The organism is Actinophytocola xinjiangensis, assembly GCF_001921215.1.
Classification (GTDB): Bacteria; Actinomycetota; Actinomycetes; order Mycobacteriales; family Pseudonocardiaceae; genus Actinophytocola; species Actinophytocola xinjiangensis.
Window position 1 is genome coordinate 290,512 of the sequence record NZ_MSIF01000005.1, and the last position, 16,485, is coordinate 306,996.

Below are 16,485 nucleotides of genomic sequence, written 5' to 3' on the forward strand. Positions count from 1 at the left end.
CCGACACCGGCCGCACACCGAGCCGCCTACGATCAGTCGCCGTGAGTGTTCTCGCCCCGGACGAGGCCACCCGGCCGACGGAGTCCCCAGCCTCGGCCGAGGGGCCCCCGCTGTCGGAAGCCGAGCTTGCCGAGCGTCAGCTGCTCGGCAAGCCGATGCCGACCGACCGTCTGCGCGGCTGGCTGGTCGCCGGTTTCTTCGCGCTGGTCGGCGGCTTCATCCGACTGCAGAACCTGGGCTACCCGACCGACAAGGGTGCCCCGGTCTTCGACGAGAAGCACTACGCGCCGCAGGCGTGGGAGATGCTGCGCAACGGCGGCTACGAGGACAACCCGGCCTACGAGCTGACCGTCCACCCGCCGCTGAGCAAACAGCTGATCGCCGCCGGCGAGTGGCTGTTCGGCTACAACGGCTGGGGCTGGCGGTTCACCGCGGCGCTCGTCGGCGCGCTGATGATCCTGCTGATCGTGCGGATCGCCCGCCGCCTGACCCGCTCGACGCTGCTCGGCGCCGTCGCCGGCGTCCTGCTGATCTGCGACGGCCTGTCCCACGTGCAGAGCCGCATGGCGATGCTCGACATCTACCTGGCGTTCTTCGTCCTGCTGGCGTTCGGCTGCCTGCTGCTCGACCGGGACCAGATGCGCACCCGCCTGGCCACCGCCGTGCGCGAGGGCTGGGCGGACGAGTCCCTGTTCGGCCCCCGCCTGGGTTTCCGCTGGTGGCGTTTCGCCGCCGGGGTGTCGTTGGGCCTGGCCTGCGGCTCGAAGTGGTCAGGCATCTTCTTCGTGGCCGCCTTCGGCCTGATGACGGTGATCTGGGACGCCACCGCCCGCCGCTCGGCCGGGGTGGCGCGCCCCTGGCTGGGAACGCTGGTCCGTGACGTCCTGCCGGCACTGTGGGCGCTGCTGCTGGTGCCGATCCTGGTCTACCTGGCGACCTGGTGGTCCTGGTTCGCCAGCGAGACCGCCATCGACCGCCACCTGGCCGAGGCAGCCGGCCACGACGGCTGGTACGACGTGTTCCCCACCGCGCTGCGCTCGCTGTGGCAGTACTCCGGCAACGTCCTGAACTTCCACGAGAACCTGTCGACGCCGGTCAAGGACCAGCACCCGTGGGAGTCGAAACCCTGGACGTGGCCGATGGGCCTGCGACCGATGCTCTACCACTACAACGGCAGCACGGTGGGCTGCGGCGAGGACCGTTGCGTCAGCGCCACCATGCTCATCGGCACCCCCGCGATGTGGTGGCTGGCGCTGCCGATGCTCGCCTGGGGCCTGTGGCGCATGTTCGGCCGCCTCGACTGGCGGTACGCGGCCGTGGTGGTCGCCTACCTCACCGGCCTGCTCCCCTGGTTCACCAACCTCGACCGCCAGATGTACTTCTTCTACGCCACACCCATGGCGGCCTTCCTGGTACTCGGGTTGGTCCTCGTCCTCGGTCAGATCCTGGGCGGCGCGCGGGAGGGGCGGGAACGCAGAGGTACGGGCCTGCTGGTCGTCGCTCTCTACCTGGGGCTGGTGGTGGCCAACTTCGTGTGGCTGTGGCCGGTCCTCAACGCCGACTCCATCACCGAAGGACACTGGCAGGCCGAGCTGTGGCTGCCGTCCTGGCGTTGACGCCGGTGTCCGGGCGGGTGCGGATCACCGCAACGGTCGAGTCCCGTTCATGATGCGGGTGACCGGCCCCTCAGCCCCCTGCCCCGAGTGGTTGAGCCACGTACTCATCTCCCGGGTCACCGCCGCCAACGTCGGCCGGCGGCCGGGGTCGGCGTCCAGGGACGCGGTCAGCAACCGCAGGTGCGCGCTCCGGTGCGGCAGCTGCGACAACGGCTCGCCCTTCGCCGCGGCCATGAGCGATGCCATCGCGTTGTCGCGCACGCCGCGCGGCGGTTGACCGGTCAGGGCGAAACTGACGGTCGCGGCCAGTTGCCAGGCGTCCGAGGCCGGGGTGGCGGCCTTGCCGCTGGCTGTTTCGGGAGCGAGGAAGTCCGGGGTGCCGACCATCATCCCGGCCGCGGTGAGCGTCGAGTCGCCTTCCGAGCGGGCGATGCCGAAGTCGATGAGGTGCGGGTTGCCGCTCGGGTCGACGATGACGTTCGCCGGTTTCACGTCGCGGTGCAGGACGCCTTTGGCGTGGGCCGCGGTCAGGGCGCCGGCCATGGTGACCCACAGGCGCGCCGCCGCCACGTCGCCCAGGGCGCCGCCCTCGTGGACGGCGTCGGCCAGTTGCTGGCCCTCGATGTACTCCATGACGATGCCCAGGCCGTCGGGGTCGGCGATGATGTCGTAGACCCGCACACAGTGCGGGTGATGCACGGCCGCCAGGGCGCGGGCCTCGCGCAGCATCCTGGCCTCGGCCTCGGCGTTGGGGGCGTGCGCGAGCTTCACGGCGACCGTGCGGTCGAGCTGGGTGTCACGCGCCAACCACACCGTGCCGAACCCGCCCTGGCCCAGCGGCTTGAGCTTGCGGAACCGGCCGCCGTGGTTCTGCCACAGGCCCGTCTGCGTGGGCCGGGGTGGACCTCCGGGAGAGGCGAAGGGCAGCGGCCCGGGGTCGGCGGCGAGTTTGGCGAGCGCGGCCCGGTCGGGCTCCGGGTCGGCCATCGGGGGCGCGACCCTGGTCGGGGTCGGGCCAGCCTGGCCCGGTGCCTGGTAGGGCGGCAGCGGCGGAGGCGGCTCGTACGGAGGCGGTTGCTGCTGCAGAGCCTGTGGCGGCTGCTGCTGGGGCTGCTGCGGCGGGGGTGGCTGTTGGGGTTTCTGGTACGAGCGTTCGATCACCGACCAGCTCGGCGGGCCGATCACCAGCAGCGGCACCAGGCCCAGGATGCTGACCGGCAGGAACCCCAGCCACAGGTAGGAGGCCACGTTGGCCGACACCATCCCGTTGCCCAGCACCAGCAGCACGAACGGCAGCCACAGCAGGCGGGCCGGCCACTTCGGGCCCCGGCGCATCGCGCTGCGCGCCTGCAACCAGATGAACAGGAAGATCAGCCCCGGCAGCCCCACCAACATCAGGATGCGCAGCAACAGGATGGGCGTGTTGCCCGACGGGTGGATCAGCACGTCGTAGACCAGCGAGCTGCGGCCGAAGTGCTCGACCTCGGGCCCGACCCAGCAGTCACCCTGCATGACGGTGCTGACCTCGGCGGAGTTCAGGCCGCTCGGCTCGCCGAGGTAGATGTTGTGGAAGACCTCGTAGACGCCCATCGAGAACAGCCACGGCATGAGGAACACGAAGAACCCACCGGCCGCGGCGATGACCGAGATGGTGGCGGCGTTGTAGGTGTTGCCGGTCCCCTTGCGCACGAGCGCGACGAGCAGCATCCCGACGACGGGGAACAGCCCGATCAGCGCCCCGGCCATCACCGTCGCCCAGACCCAGTCACCAGGACAGAGATCGGGCGAGAAGATGCCGTGCGCGAACGACAACAGCGAACTACCCAGGTTGACCAGGAAGTTCACGAACCACCCTCCCCTCCGCCGTCGACGCCGACGAGACAGGTCGGCCGGACCAGGGATCCAGCCTATGTCGCGGCACGACACGGAGCAGACGAAACCACCAGATGCGCCCCCGACCCCTGCGTGTAGGGGGCCTGTGAGGCCACCAGTCTTCCAACGTCGTGTGTGGCTCGGCAACTACAGTTCGGTCACCGTCGGTGGCGGCCCGCGACGGTGCTGGTGGGCTAGGTTGCCGGTATGGGCAGCTATCAGGAGATGTACCGGCGCAGCCTCACCGAACCCGAGCGGTTCTGGCTGACCGCGGCCGAGGCGATCGACTGGACCCGCCAGCCCACCAGGGCACTGGACGACTCCCGCGCGCCGCTGTACCGGTGGTTCCCCGACGGGGAGCTGAACACCTGTCACAACGCGCTGGACCGGCACGTCGAGGCCGGCCGGGGCGATCAGGCCGCGCTGATCCACGACTCCCCGGTGACCGGGACGACGACGTCACTCACCTACCGTGAGCTGCTCGACCAGGTGGCCCGGTTCGCCGGGGTGCTCGCCGGTCTCGGGGTGGCGAAGGGCGACCGGGTCATCATCTACATGCCGATGGTGCCGGCGGCGGTGGTCGCGATGCTGGCCTGCGCGCGCCTTGGCGCGATCCACTCGGTGGTCTTCGGCGGCTTCGCCCCACGCGAGCTGGCGACCCGCGTCGACGACGCGACGCCGAAGGTCATCGTCGCCGCGTCGTGCGGCATCGAACCGTCGCGGGTCGTCGAGTACCAGCCGATCATCGACGAGGCGCTGGGGCTGGCCGCCCACCAGCCCGACACCGTGGTGATCCTGCGCCGCCCCCAGGCCGCACGCCCCCTCGGCCCCCGCGACCTCGACTGGGACGAGGCGATGTCCACGGCCACGCCGGCCGCCTGCGTCCCGGTAGCCGCGACCGATCCCCTGTACATCCTCTACACGTCCGGCACGACCGGTAAACCGAAGGGTGTGGTCCGCGACAACGGCGGTCACGCCGTGGCGCTGGCCTGGTCACTGCCCGCCATCTACGACATCCATGCCGGCGACGTCTTCTGGACGGCCTCGGACGTGGGGTGGGTCGTCGGCCACTCCTACATCGTCTACGCCCCACTGTTGGTGGGCGCCACGTCGGTGATCTACGAAGGCAAGCCGGTGGGAACCCCCGACGCCGGCGCGTTCTGGCGGGTGGCGTCCGAACACGGCGTGAAGGCACTGTTCACCGCGCCGACGGCGTTCCGCGCGATCAAACGCGTTGACCCGGAGGCGAAGGAGTTGGCCAACTACGACCTGTCGGCGTTCCGCACGCTGTTCCTGGCGGGGGAGCGCCTGGACCCGGAGACGTACCACTGGGCCAGCGAGCACCTCGGGGTGCCGGTCGTCGACCACTGGTGGCAGACCGAGACCGGTTGGCCGATCGTCGCCAATCTTCGCGGGGTCGAGCCCCTGCCGCTGCGGCCCGGCTCACCCAGCGTGCCCGTGCCCGGCTACGACCTGCACGTCGTCGACCAGCAGGGCGAGGAGCTACCGCCGGCCCAGGAAGGCGCCATCGTCCTGCGCCTGCCCCTCCCACCCGGCACTCTGTCCACCTTGTGGGGCGACGACGACCGTTACGTCGAGTCGTACCTGTCCCGCTACCCCGGCAACTACCTCACCGGTGACAGCGGCTACGTCGACGAGGACGGCTACGTGTACGTCATGGGCCGCACCGACGACGTGATCAACGTGGCCGGACACCGGCTGTCCACCGGCTCGATGGAGGCCGTGCTGGCCGCGCACCCTGCCGTGGCCGAATGCGCGGTGATCGGGGTGCGGGACGCGCTGAAGGGGCAGCTACCGGTCGGTCTGGTGGTGCTCAAGGCCGGCGTCACGGTGACCGAGGAGGTGCTGCGCGAGGAACTGGTCGCGGCCGTCCGGAACGAGATCGGACCGGTGGCGGCGTTCCGGACGGTCTCGGTGGTGGAGGCGCTGCCGAAGACCCGGTCGGGGAAGATCCTGCGCAAGACCATGCGGGCGATGGCTGACGGGCGGGACGAGGGCGTGCCGTCGACCATCGAGGATCCCGCGGTGTTGGAGGGTCTTCGGGGTGTGCTGCGTGGTGGTTCCTGACGCCACGGCCCAGGCCTCGGTCCGGCCTCGGCCCACGACCGCATCCGGTCGGGACCGAGGCCATGACCAGGGTCACATGTTGATCATGTGACCGGCGAGGCCGTGGATGGCTTCCTTGACGGCTTCGCCCAGGGTGGGGTGGGCGTGGACGTTGCGTGCCACTTCGTGCACGGTCAGGTCCCACTGTTGGGCCAGGGTCAGCTCCGGCAGCAGTTCCGTCACGTCGGGGCCGATCAGGTGGCCGCCGAGCAGCTCGCCGTGGGTCTTGTCCGAGAGGAGCTTGACGAAGCCTCGGGCGTCGCCAAGGCCGTGGGCCTTGCCGTTGGCGGTGAAGGGGAACTTGGCGACCTGGACGTCGAAGCCCGCTTCCCTGGCCTGCTCCTCGGTGTAGCCGAAGCTGGCGATCTGGGGCTGGCAGTACGTCGCCCGGGGGATCATGCGGTAGTCGAGTTCCATGGTCTCGGCGCCGGCGATGGTTTCCGAGGCGATGATGCCCATGGACTCGGCCGTGTGGGCGAGCATCAGCTTGGCCGTCACGTCGCCGATGGCGTAGATGTGGGGGACGTTCGTGCGGCAGTGACCGTCCACGTCGATGGCGCCACGGTCGGTGACCGCGACGCCGGTGTTCTCCAGGCCGTAGCCGGTGACGTTGGGCTGGAAGCCGATGGCCTGGAGGACCTTGTCCGCCTTCAGGGTCCTGCGTTCGCCGCCCGCCGACACCTCGACGGTGACCTGGTCACCGGAGTCGTCGATGGACTCGACCCTGGTCGAGGTCATCACCGTGACGCCCAGCTTGCGGTAGTGGCGCGCCAGCTCCTTGGACACCTCCTTGTCCTCCAGCGGGACCAGGCGATCCAGGAACTCGACGATCGTCACGTCGACGCCGTAGTTGGCCAGCACGTACGCGAACTCGACGCCGATCGCCCCGGCGCCGGCGATGATGATGGACCCGGGCAGCTGGTCGGTGAGGATCTGCTCCTCGAAGGTGACCACCCGCTGCGACAGCGACGTGCCGGGCAGCAGCTTGGCCGACGCCCCGGTCGCGATGACGCAGTTGTCGAACGTGATCTCCTGGTCACCGACGCGCAGGGCGTTGGGCCCGGTGAACGTCCCCCGACCGTCGATCTCGGTGATCGAGTTCTTCTTCATCAGGTAGTGCACGCCCTTGACCCGGCCGTCGGCGACGGTGCGGCTGCGCGCGTGCGCGACCCCGAAGTCGAACCTCACCTCTCCGTCGACGCTGATGCCGAAGGTCTTCTGTTCGTTGTGGAACAGGTGCGCCAGCTCCGCGTTGCGCAGCAGCGCCTTCGACGGGATGCAGCCGACGTTGAGGCAGACCCCTCCCCAGTAGCGCTCCTCGACGACCGCGACCGACAGCCCCAACTGCGCCGCCCGCACGGCGGCGACGTATCCACCAGGTCCGGCTCCGAGTACCACGACGTTGAAATGTGTGCTCACGGGCTCCACCCTAATCGCCTCGGCGTGGGGGGCCGTGGCGAGCGTGGGGAGCTGTCCACAGGCGGATGGGGTGTCCACAAGACGATCTTGGAACCTGGCATCTGATACTGGGGTGTGGTACCAGACTGTTAGAGGTTGTCCAGACCAATGTGTATCTAGTGGGAAACGAACAGGAATTCCCTGGTAACGCCCAGGATTTCCTGTCCGGTTTACAACGTCTTTCGCAGGTGTCTTGACAGCGGGGGCCGACGGGCCCAAAGTTCTCCCATTGGTCTATACCACTAGGTCTAAACCACCGGTACGGGCTCGTGTTTCGGGCACGGAAGGGACGGCAGAGAAGTGAAGCGCTGGACGAAGGCGATGGTGGGTGTCGCCAGCATCGCCCTGGTTACCGCCGGCTGTGCCGGCTCGGGCGGCACCGACCCGGGGAGCGACGCCGGCACGGACGAGCAGCGCACGCTCACCGTGTGGCTGATGGATGGTTCGGCACCCGAAACCCTCACCACGGCCCTGCACGAGGAGTTCGAGAAGGCCAACGAGAATGTCACGGTCAAGTACGAGATCCAGGAGTGGAACGGCATCCAGGACAAGCTGACCACCGCCCTGGCCAGCCAGGAACCGCCGGACATCATCGAGCTCGGCAACACCCAGGCCCCCGCGTTCGCCGCCGAGGGCGTGCTCACCGACCTCACCGGCGACATCGACGCGCTCAACGGCGGCCAGTGGCTGGACAGCCTCAAGGCCTCCGGCGAGTGGGACGGCAAGCAGTTCTCCACCCCGTTCTACGCGGCCAACCGTGAGGTCCTCTACCGCACCGACATGTTCGAGCAGGCCGGCATCACCGCCACGCCGACCTCCCGCCAGGAGTGGCTCGACGCCATCGCCAAGCTGGAGGCCAAGTTCGGCAGCTCGAAGACCTTCCAGCCGCTCTACCTGCCCGGTCAGAACTGGTACGCGCTGCTGTCGTTCATCTACGACGAGGGCGGCGACATCGCCGAGAAGGACGGCACGACGTTCACCGCCACGATGACCTCCCCCGAGGCCAAGGCGGGCCTGGAGTTCTACAAGCAGCTGGTCGAGGCCTCGGGCACCACCGCGCCCAAGGACAACGACGAGCAGAACCCCGAGCAGGCCGGCATCTTCGGCCAGGGCGAGGTCGCGATGATGATCGGCCTGCCGTGGGAGGTCGACACCGCCACCAAGGACAAGCCCGAGCTCAAGGAGAAGATCTCCGCGTTCCCGATCCCGTCGAAGAACGCCGGTGAGACCGCGCCGGTCTTCCAGGGCGGCTCCAACCTGGCCATCCCGGTCAACAGCGCCAACGCCGACCTGGCCAAGGACTACCTCAAGCTCATGCTCAGCGACAAGTACCAGGGCATGCTCGCCGAGGGTGGCATGGTGCCGGGCGCCTCGACCGACCTGTCGGCGCTGGAGAAGAACGCCGTGAGCAAGGCCATGGCCGACGCCTCCAAGAACGGCCGGTCGGTTCCGGCGACCCCGACCTGGGCGACCATCGAGGCCGGTCAGAACCCGCTCAAGGACATGCTGACCGCCTACCTGACCGGCTCCAAGAGCCTGGACCAGGCGACCAAGGACGCGAGCACGGCGCTGGACGCCGCCTTCTCCGCTTCATGACGACGACCGCACTGCCCGTGGTGCCGGCGGGGACCCCGCCGGCACCACCGCGCGCCGGCCGGGGCAGGGCCGGGCTCGGGGAGCGCACCATCCCGTACCTGCTGCTCGCGCCGGCCGTGGTCACCATGCTGGTGCTGCTGGGCTGGCCGGCGGTCCAGGTCATCGCGATCAGCTTCCGGCGCCTGGACCTGGGCGAACTGGTCCGGGGCGAGGTCGTCTGGGTGGGGCTGGACAACTACCGCGCGGTGCTGGCCGATCCGGAGGTCTGGACGGTCACGCTGCGCACAGTGGTGTTCACCGCCAGCGTGGTGGCCGCCACGGTGATCGGCGGGCTGCTGCTGGCGCTGCTGATGCGCCACATCGCGGCCGGGGTGCGGGTCGCGGTGCAGATCTGTCTGGTGCTCGCCTGGGCGACGCCGATCCTGGCCACCACCACGGTCTTCCAGTGGATCTTCGACCAGCAGTACGGGATCCTGAACAAGACGCTGGTCAAGCTGGGTTTCGACAGCTTCGCCGGCTACTCGTGGTTCTCCAGCGGCGCCAGCACGCTGACCGTGGTCGGCCTGCTGATCGTCTGGCAGGCCATGCCGTTCGTCTGCTTCACGATCTACGCCGGTCTGCTCACCGCGCCCAAGGAGCTCTACGAGGCCGCCAGCATGGACGGCGCCAGCGGCTGGCAGACGTTCTCCACCGTGTCCTGGCCGGTGATCCGGCCGCTGGTCACGCTGGCCACGTTCCTGTCGCTGATCTGGGACTTCAAGGTCATGGCGCAGGTCTGGGCGATCCGTCAGGGCGGCCCGGACGGGGAGAGCACGACGTTGCCGGTGCTGCTCTACCTCAAGGGCATCGCCGGGCGGCACTTCGGCGTGGCGTCGGCGATCGCGGTGCTGATGATCCTGGTGCTGCTGGTGCTCAGCATCCGCTACCTGCAGTTGCTGCTGCGCTCGAAGGAAGGTGACCTGTCGTGAAGCGCGTCGCGCTGAACACGATCGGCGTGATCGTCGCCGTACTGTTCGCCTTCCCCACGTACTGGATGCTGACCAGCGCGTTCAAGCCGAGCGGCGACCTGCTCACGCCGGACTACGACCTGATCCCGCTGTCGGTCACGTTCGACAACTTCGTCAGCGCGTTCACCCAGCCGGGGTTCACCGTGCACCTGACGAACAGCCTGATCGTCACCCTCGGTGCGGTGGCCTGTTCGCTGGTGGCCGGTGTGCTGGCGGCGTTCCCGCTGGCGCGGCTGCGGTTCCGGGGCAGACGGGGGTTCCTGCTGCTGGTGCTGATCGCGCAGATGGCGCCGCTGGAGGCGCTGTTCATCCCGATGTTCCTGCTGATGCAGGACGCGGGGCTGCTCAACCAGCTGCCCTCGCTGCTGCTGGTGTACTTCGCGATCACGCTGCCGTTCACGGTGTGGACGCTGCGCGGGTTCGTCCAGGGCATCCCCTACGAGCTGGAGGAGGCGGGCATGGTCGACGGCCTGTCCCGCTTCGGCGCGTTCCGCCGGATCGTGCTGCCGCTGCTGGGCCCCGGCCTGGTGGCGACCTCGGTGTTCGCGTTCATCACGGCGTGGAACGAGTTCCTGTACGCGCTGGTGTTCATGCGGGACTCGGACAAGCAGACGCTGCCGGTGTGGCTCTCGACGTTCCGTTCGGTGTTCGGCACCGACTGGGGCGCGATCATGGCCGCGTCGGTGCTCTACGCCCTGCCCGCGCTGGTGTTCTTCCTGATCGTCCAACGCAAACTCGTCGCGGGGGCCACGGCCGGGGCTCTCAAGGGCTGACCTTGTGGTCTGGACCACTTGTGGTTTATACCTGGATGACCTGTCGTCCTTCCACAAGGAGGATCCGTGTCCAGGTTCCCTGCGGCGAGACCACGCGTGCTGACGGTCCTGACCGTCACCGCGCTGGCCGTCGGCGGCGCCGGTGCGCCGTCGGCAGCAGCACCTGACCACCACCAAGTCAAGGAGTCGCGCATGATCCAGGTGATACCGACCCCGGTGTCGGTCACACCTGACCGTGACGGCGGGGAGTTCCGGCTCACCCCGGCCACCGTGATCGAGACCGACCGGGGCGCGCGGCAGGTCGGCGAGTACCTCGCCGGCGTGCTGCGCCCGGCTACCGGCTACCGGCTGCCGGTGGGCGGGGACAGCCCCCGCGACGGGAACACGATCTCGCTGAAGCTGGGCCGGGTCGCCGACGAGATCGGAGACCAGGGCTACGAGCTGCGCGCGGACCGGCGCGGCGTCGACCTGCGGGCCAGGACCTCGGCCGGCCTGTTCGCCGGGGTGCAGACCCTGCGCCAGCTGCTGCCGGCCGAGATCGAGAGCCGCGAGCAGCGGCGCGGGCCGTGGACGGTCCCCGCCGGGCGCATCGTCGACCACCCGCGCTTCGAGTACCGCAGCGCGATGCTCGACGTGTCCCGGCACTTCTTCTCCCCCGACGAGGTCAAGAGCTACATCGACCAGATCGCGCTGTACAAGATCAACCGGCTGCACCTGCACCTGGCCGACGACCAGGGCTGGCGGATCCAGATCGACAGCTGGCCGAACCTGACCACGCACGGCGGCAGCACCGAGGTCGGCGGCGGGCCGGGCGGCTTCTACACCAAGGACGAGTTCCGCGACCTGATCGCCTACGCCGCGCAGCGGCACATCGAGATCGTCCCGGAGATCGACATGCCGGGGCACACCAACGCCGCGCTGTCCTCCTACGCCGAGCTGAACTGTGACGGCGTCGCGCCGCCGCTCTACACCGGCATCGAGGTCGGTTTCAGCTCGCTGTGCATCGACAAGGAGATCACCTACCGGTTCGTCGAGGACGTGCTGACCGAGCTGGCGGAGCTGACGCCCGGCGAGTACCTGCACATCGGCGGCGACGAGGCGCACGCGACGTCGGATCCCGACTACATCAAGTTCTTCCAGCGGGTGCTGCCGATCGCCGAGGGGCTCGGCAAGAAGGTCACCGGGTGGCACGAGTTCCTCAAGGCGACGCCGTCGACCTCCGCGCTGCCGCAGTACTGGGGGACGACCGACGCCAACGAGCTGGTCCGGGACGCCGCCGCGCGCGGCAACAAGATCCTGCTCTCACCGGCGAACAAGACCTACCTGGACATGAAGTACGACGAGAACACCCCGCTCGGCCTGTCCTGGGCCGGCTACATCGAGGTCGACGAGGCCTACGGCTGGAACCCCGGCGACTACCTCGACGGTGTCCCGGAGTCGGCCGTGCTGGGGGTCGAGGCTCCGCTGTGGGCCGAGACCCTGGAGACCAGCGACCACATCGAGTTCATGGCCTTCCCCCGGCTGCCGGCGGTCGCCGAGCTGGCCTGGTCGCCGTGGTCGACGCACGACTGGGAGTCCTTCCGCACCCGGCTGGCCGCGCAGGCGCCCCGCTGGGAGCAGGCGGGCATCAACTTCTACCGCTCCCCCCAGATCGACTGGCCCTGACCGGGAAAGGTGGCCCCGGTCGGCGCGTCAGCCGGCCGGGGCCACCGGCTCGACCGTCCCGGACAGCCGGGCACGTTCGGCGGCGAACACCGCCAGGTGCGACTGGAGCGACTCGTGCGGGCCGGACAGGATGTGCCCGTCGTCGCCGGTGGCGACCGCGCTGGTGAACGCCGCCAGCAGGCCGGCGTCACCGCCGCCGTGCCCGTCACCGGCGTCCTGGCCGCCGCCGGGCACCGTCAGCTCGGTGGTCTCGCCGGTGGTGAACTCGTGCAGGGTCACCCGCTCGCCGTCGCCGTCGAGGGATCCGCGCGTGCCGAAGATCTGGGTGCGGCGGTCCATGTGCGGGGTGAACGCGGCCATCGTGAACGTCGCGGTCACGCCGCCGCCGAACTCCAGCGCCACCACCTGGTGGTCGACGACGTCGTTGTCGCAGGCGTACACGCAGCGGCCGTAGGGCCCGTCGGCCAGGGCGGCGCGCACGCCGTCCTCGGTGGGGTCGTCGGTGAGCACGGTGATCGGCCAGCCGGTGCGCCCGGCGCGCACCAGGTCGAGGTAGAGCCGGGTGGCCGAGTAGGGGCAGTCCGGTTCGACGGCGCAGGTCAGGCAGCGGTCCGACGCTCCGGCCGGTTGGGACTCGCGGCGGAAGTGGCGCAGTGAGCCGAAGCTGGCGACCCGTTCGACGGGCCGGCCGACGAGGTGGCGCAGCCAGTCGATGTCGTGCCCGGACTTGGCGAGCAGCATGAACGACGCGAGGTCGGCGCGGCGCCAGTTGCCGCGGACGTAGGAGTGCGCGTAGTGCCAGTGCCCCACGGGTTCGAGGTGCTGCACGCTCATCACCTCGCCGAGGCGGCCCTCGTCGATCAGTGACTTGACCAGCCGCGTGTAGGGCCGGTAGCGCAGCACGTGGCACACGGCGAACAGCACCCCGGCGTCGACGACCGCCCTGACCAGCTCGGCGCACTCCTGTTCGGTCGGGGCGAGCGGCTTCTCCACGACGAGGTGGTATCCGTTGTCCGCCAACGTGATCGCCGGGCCGACGTGGTCACTGTCCTGGGTGGCGACGATGGCGGCGTCGGCCAGGCGCGGCGCGGCGGCGAGTTCCTGCCAGGACCGGAAGGCGCGCTCGGGCGGGATGTCGTGCCGGCGGGCCAACTCGGTGCGCTGGAGGTCCCTCGGTTCGGCGACGGCCACCACGCGGGCCCGCTCGGGATGGCCCGCGATCCAGTTGGCGTAGCCGGTGCCCCGGTCGCCGGCGCCCACCACCGCGTACGTCACCGGCCGGTCCATTCATGTCCTCCCGTAGCCGGCCACCAGGACCGACACGGTGACCCGTACCGGTTCGGGCAGCGCCAGTACCCGTTCCCGCAGGACCTGCGCGCCGACGTGCCAGGCGCTGGGTCCCATCCCGACCAATGACAGCACGTCGTCGTGGAGCAGTTCCAGTCCGAACTCCACAACGTCGCGTGTGGACGGTTCGAAGGGTCCGGCGAGCGCGGCGGTCACCTGGCGGTGCTTGTCCGGTGGAACCGTCAGCAGCCCGAGCCCGGCGACCAGGCCGGCGAGGTGCGCCTCGGTCGGCGTGACCACCACCAGCGTCCCGCCGGGGGCGACGACCCTGGCCAGCTCGGCCGGGTTGCGCGGGGCGAACACGTTGAGCGCCACGGAGATCGCGGCGTCGCGCACCGGCAGCGGCGCCCAGACGTCACAGCCGACCGCACCGAGCCGGGGGTGGGCGCGGGCGGCGCGGCGCAGGGCCGGTTTGCTGATCTCCAGGGCGATCCCGACCCGCCGGGGGTCGGCGTCGAGGACCTGGGCCAGGTAGTGGCCGGTGCCGGCGCCGACATCCACCACACAGCCCGCCACACACCCGGCGCCGGACGCGGCGGCGGTGATGGCCTCGGCGATGGGCCGGTAGTGGCCGGCGTCGAGGAACGCGGCGCGGGCGGTGACCATGTCGGCGGTGTCGCCCCGCAGCGAGGTGGGGGCCGCGAGCAGGGTCACGTAGCCCTGGCGGGCCACGTCGAAGGCGTGGCCGGCGGCGCACCGCAGCTGCTGGCCGGCGACGGTCAGCGTCGCCGCGCAGTGCGGGCAGGCCAGGTAGGGGGTGACGTCGGCGAGCATGTCAGGCGGCCAGGTCCTCGATCCGCTGGTGGAGACGCTCGACCCGCGACAGCGACTCGGGCTTCATCAGGACGCTGCGCAGCAGGCGCGCGCGGTCGCGGTCGGCCACCAGGGCGGGGTGGCGGCGGGTGAGGTCGGCGGCCGTGGCGGTCAGCACCGACAGGAAGACCGGGTCCGGGGCGCGCATGCTCTCGGTGAAGACGCGGGCGGTGGCGGCGTCGACGGCCGAGAGCGTGTCGCGACGGGGGAAGTAGGTCACGATGTCCAGTTCTGGTGTCTGGTGCAGGTCGAGCACCGGCGACTTCTCCAGCAGGTCCGCCCAGGTCAGGGCGGCCCGGCGGCCGGCGGCGAGGAACTCGCCGAGGCCCTCGCGGGTCGGCGGGATGACCTGGAGGGTCAGCCACAGGGCGGCGGCGACGGCGCCGGGGCGGGAGCACTCCAGGCTGATCTCACCCAGGTGCAGGTCGCCGTCGGTGAAGTAGGTGTAGGGCGAGTCGTGGCGGTAGAACCGCTCGACCGTCGGGTCGGCGAACAGGACCGCGCCGCAGCCGTACGGTTGCAGGCCGTGCTTGTGCGGGTCGATGACGACCGAGTCGCAGTGCGCGATCGCCCGCCACGGACGCGGGTCGACGAGCGGGTCGTCGCCGGCCAGCAGGGTGAAGAAGCCACCGTAGGCGGCGTCGACGTGCAGGCGCACGCCATAGCGTTCACGCAGGGCCAGGGCGTCGTGGATCGGGTCGACCGCGCCGAGGCCGGTGGTGCCGGCGGTCAGCACGACCGTGCCGACGGTGCCGGTGTCCAGCAGGTCGGTGAGCGCGTCGAGGTCCATCCGGCCGGCGGCGTCGACCGCGACCGGGTGGGCCGGCACGCCGAGCAGGTGGCACATCCTGGCGTGGGTGTAGTGGGCCTGCGCGCTGAACGCCACGCCCAGGCCCGGGTGTGACTCGCGGGCCACGAACAGGGCCTCCAGGTTCGCGACCGTGCCGCCGCCGGTCAGGTGGCCGAGGTGCTCGCCGAAGCCGACCATGCCGGCGAGCGCGGCGATGGCCTCGACCTCCATCCGCGCGGTGGCCGGGCCGCCGTCCAGGGCGTGGTTGTTGGGGTTGACCAGCATGGCCGTCAGGTACCCGGCGACCGCGACCGGATGCGGGGGCTTGAGCATCTGGCCCGCGTAGTCGGGGTGGAAGTACGGGTAGTTGTCGGTCAGCCGCTCGGTCAGTTCGGTGAACGCGGCCTGGAACCGGTCCGGGTCGACCCGCTGGGCGGGGTGCTCCGGGTAGTCGGCGAAGCCGCGCTGCCAGCGGTGGACCGCGTCCAGGCCCTGGCCGAGCCAGCCCGCGAGATCAGTCATGGGCTACACGATCGCACGGGCTCGCGCGGGGGTCGCGCGGGTCGGTCAGCGCGGGTCGGTCAGCGCGGGCGGCGGGTGCGTACCAGGCGGAGCAGGGCGGCGCCGCAGAGCGACAACGCGGACCCGAGGACGACGAGCAGGCCGAGGTTGCCGCCGGTCTGGGCGAGCGGCTGGTGGGGCTTGGTCGTCGTGCTGGGCGGCGTGCTGGGCGGCGTGCTGGGCGGCGCGGTCGTGGTGGTCGTCGTGGTGCTGGTCGACGGGGTCGTTGTCGACGGGGTGGTGGTCGTGGTCGACGGCGTCGTCGTGGTGGTGGACGTCGACGGGGTGGTGGACGTGGTCGACGGCGTGGTGGTGGTCGTGGACGTCGTCGTGTGGGTGGTCGTCGTGTGGGTGGTCGTGGTGTGGGTGGTGGTCGTGGTCGGGCGGGTCGTGGTGGTCGTCGGGCGCGTCGTGGTCGTGGTCGGGCGCGTCGTGGTGGTCGTCGGACGCGTCGTGGTCGTCGTCGGACGCGTCGTGGTCGTCGTCGGACGCGTCGTGGTCGTCGTCGGACGCGTCGTGGTCGTGTGCGTCGACGTTGTGGGCCGCGTCGACGTCGTGTGCGTCGTGGTGGTGGGCCGCGTGGACGTGGAGTGCGTCGTCGTCGTGGGCCGCGTCGACGTCGAGTGGGTCGAGGTCGTGGGCCGCGTCGACGTCGAGTGCGTTGACGTCGTGGGGCGGGTCGACGTGGAGTGGGTGGGGCGCGTGGACGTCGAGTGGGTCGACGTCGTGGGGCGCGTGGAGGTGCCGGTGGAGGTCGAGTGGGTGGTGTCCGTCGAGCCTGGCCGGGTGATGTTCGGGCCGGTGATGGAGGGCCGGGTGATCGTCGGGCCCTGATGGGCGCCGGGGCCCCCGGCCGGTTC

At 70.4% G+C, this 16,485-nt stretch carries 12 protein-coding genes; 7 read left to right on the plus strand and 5 right to left on the minus strand.

The window, feature by feature from the left end; genetic code table 11:
• The first annotated feature begins 41 nt into the window (after positions 1-41).
• Positions 42-1,616, plus strand: a complete 1,575-nt coding sequence (locus BLA60_RS13930) for a dolichyl-phosphate-mannose--protein mannosyltransferase (protein WP_425427056.1) — start codon at positions 42-44, stop codon at positions 1,614-1,616.
• A gap of 24 nt (positions 1,617-1,640) precedes the next feature.
• Here the strand turns inward: BLA60_RS13930 and BLA60_RS13935 are convergent, their stop codons facing one another.
• Positions 1,641-3,461, minus strand: a complete 1,821-nt coding sequence (locus tag BLA60_RS13935; protein ID WP_245811970.1) for a serine/threonine-protein kinase — start codon at positions 3,459-3,461, stop codon at positions 1,641-1,643.
• A gap of 234 nt (positions 3,462-3,695) precedes the next feature.
• On the opposite strand from BLA60_RS13935, the gene BLA60_RS13940 reads away from it, so the two are divergent.
• On the plus strand, positions 3,696-5,576 hold the full coding sequence (locus tag BLA60_RS13940; protein ID WP_075133256.1) for a propionyl-CoA synthetase: 1,881 nt from the start codon (positions 3,696-3,698) through the stop codon (positions 5,574-5,576).
• Positions 5,577-5,648: 72 nt separating this feature from the next.
• On the opposite strand, the gene lpdA is transcribed toward BLA60_RS13940, so the two are convergent.
• Positions 5,649-7,034: a dihydrolipoyl dehydrogenase gene (gene lpdA / locus BLA60_RS13945; RefSeq protein ID WP_075133257.1), complete on the minus strand. Its 1,386-nt coding sequence runs from the start codon at positions 7,032-7,034 to the stop codon at positions 5,649-5,651.
• 339 nt (positions 7,035-7,373) lie between these two features.
• Here lpdA and BLA60_RS13950 point away from each other — a divergent pair, with 339 nt between their 5' ends.
• The 4 genes from BLA60_RS13950 to BLA60_RS13965 all read left to right on the plus strand — a co-directional run bounded on the left by BLA60_RS13950 (position 7,374) and on the right by BLA60_RS13965 (position 12,114).
• A complete protein-coding gene (locus BLA60_RS13950; protein ID WP_075133258.1) occupies positions 7,374-8,669 on the plus strand; it encodes an extracellular solute-binding protein in 1,296 nt (431 codons plus the stop codon).
• The gene (locus BLA60_RS13955) at positions 8,666-9,637 is read left to right on the plus strand and encodes a carbohydrate ABC transporter permease (RefSeq protein ID WP_075133259.1); all 972 of its coding nucleotides are present in this window, start codon (positions 8,666-8,668) and stop codon (positions 9,635-9,637) included. The genes BLA60_RS13950 and BLA60_RS13955 overlap by 4 nt, the downstream gene beginning before the upstream one ends.
• Positions 9,634-10,449 (plus strand): carbohydrate ABC transporter permease, encoded by an 816-nt coding sequence (locus tag BLA60_RS13960; RefSeq protein WP_075133260.1) that lies wholly within the window; start codon positions 9,634-9,636, stop codon positions 10,447-10,449. Before BLA60_RS13955 ends, BLA60_RS13960 begins: the two co-directional genes overlap by 4 nt.
• Before the next feature lie 66 nt (positions 10,450-10,515).
• A complete protein-coding gene (locus tag BLA60_RS13965; RefSeq protein WP_075133261.1) occupies positions 10,516-12,114 on the plus strand; it encodes a beta-N-acetylhexosaminidase in 1,599 nt (532 codons plus the stop codon).
• 27 nt (positions 12,115-12,141) lie between these two features.
• On the opposite strand, the gene BLA60_RS13970 is transcribed toward BLA60_RS13965, so the two are convergent.
• The 3 genes from BLA60_RS13970 to BLA60_RS13980 are packed head-to-tail and all read right to left on the minus strand — an operon-like array spanning position 12,142 to position 15,586.
• Entirely contained in the window at positions 12,142-13,401 is a 1,260-nt protein-coding gene (locus BLA60_RS13970) for a Gfo/Idh/MocA family protein (RefSeq protein WP_075133262.1), read from the minus strand.
• Entirely contained in the window at positions 13,402-14,235 is an 834-nt protein-coding gene (locus tag BLA60_RS13975; protein WP_075133263.1) for a putative RNA methyltransferase, read from the minus strand.
• 1 nt (position 14,236) lies between these two features.
• The gene (locus tag BLA60_RS13980; protein ID WP_075133264.1) at positions 14,237-15,586 is read right to left on the minus strand and encodes a pyridoxal phosphate-dependent decarboxylase family protein; all 1,350 of its coding nucleotides are present in this window, start codon (positions 15,584-15,586) and stop codon (positions 14,237-14,239) included.
• 75 nt (positions 15,587-15,661) lie between these two features.
• On the opposite strand from BLA60_RS13980, the gene BLA60_RS44810 reads away from it, so the two are divergent.
• Positions 15,662-16,459 (plus strand): hypothetical protein, encoded by a 798-nt coding sequence (locus BLA60_RS44810; RefSeq protein ID WP_211288719.1) that lies wholly within the window; start codon positions 15,662-15,664, stop codon positions 16,457-16,459.
• The last annotated feature ends 26 nt before the right edge of the window (positions 16,460-16,485 follow it).

Coding starts and splice junctions, on each gene's coding strand:
- BLA60_RS13940 (WP_075133256.1), top strand. CDS start 3,696: ATGGGCAGCTATCAGGAGATGTACCGGCGCAGCCTCACCGAACCCGAG.
- BLA60_RS13955 (WP_075133259.1), top strand. CDS start 8,666: ATGACGACGACCGCACTGCCCGTGGTGCCGGCGGGGACCCCGCCGGCA.
- BLA60_RS13970 (WP_075133262.1), bottom strand. CDS start 13,401: ATGGACCGGCCGGTGACGTACGCGGTGGTGGGCGCCGGCGACCGGGGC.
- BLA60_RS13975 (WP_075133263.1), bottom strand. CDS start 14,235: ATGCTCGCCGACGTCACCCCCTACCTGGCCTGCCCGCACTGCGCGGCG.
- BLA60_RS13980 (WP_075133264.1), bottom strand. CDS start 15,586: ATGACTGATCTCGCGGGCTGGCTCGGCCAGGGCCTGGACGCGGTCCAC.